This is a genomic window from Paraburkholderia sp. EG304 (genome assembly GCF_046543485.1).
Taxonomy (GTDB): Bacteria; Pseudomonadota; Gammaproteobacteria; order Burkholderiales; family Burkholderiaceae; genus Paraburkholderia; species Paraburkholderia youngii.
This window is the reverse complement of record NZ_JBKGUA010000280.1, coordinates 1-646: the sequence shown is the minus strand read 5'-3', so window position 1 is coordinate 646 and position 646 is coordinate 1. Positions and strand designations below refer to the sequence as shown.

General features: G+C 60.8%; 1 protein-coding gene and 1 pseudogene. One reads left to right on the top strand and one right to left on the bottom strand.

The features are described from left to right. Positions 1–63: 63 nt before the first annotated feature. Positions 64–228 (top strand): annotated as a pseudogene (locus ACLFKU_RS43860) (type II secretion system protein GspL); the annotation flags it as partial. Between the two features lie 142 nt (positions 229–370). Here the strand turns inward: ACLFKU_RS43860 and ACLFKU_RS43855 are convergent. Continuing rightward, positions 371–646, bottom strand: a 276-nt coding sequence (locus tag ACLFKU_RS43855) for a hypothetical protein (protein ID WP_410853402.1), incomplete at its 5' end; no start/stop codon positions are given.

Here is a 646-nt window from a genome sequence, read left to right as displayed (position 1 = left end):
CTACGCGTATCGTGCGGGTACAAGACCAACTATGAATAACGCAATCCACAGAGAGAGTGGCCTTTGAGCACGCTGATCGTCCTATTGCCGCTGCGTGATCCGGCGGTGCCCTCGCAGGAGTGGCAACCGCCCGAGCTACCGTTCGTGCTGGTCGATAAGGCCGGGCGCACGCAGCGCGCCGGCCGCTCGGCGCTCGCGCTGCTGCCGCGCGCGAACACGACGGTGCTGACCCGGTGGTCGTCCGCAAACTGACCTCAATGAAGGTCGGACGCCACCAAAGTCAACGACTCTACAACTAACCTTGGCAAATCTGCCACGTTTGGGCTGAAAATTGTCATCACCGTCGAGCGCAATCGGCACGGCGGGAGAATCAGATCGCGAACGGCCGGCGAACGACACCCAATGGTCCGACGCATGAATTGAACAGAATCAACTCGAACGCCGCCCCACCATCAGCATTGCCGCTGTGCCCCCGACCGCCCGTCCGCTCGGGTCCAGATGCGCGCGCAACCCGAACGCAGGTGTGTGCGAAGAGAATCGTGAAGCCCAGCAACGCTCCCGACGCGGAATAGACCGAGAAGTCCACCGTATCCGTGATGTCAATTTCGAATACCGCCAGCAATAGAGGCATGACGGATATGACGGT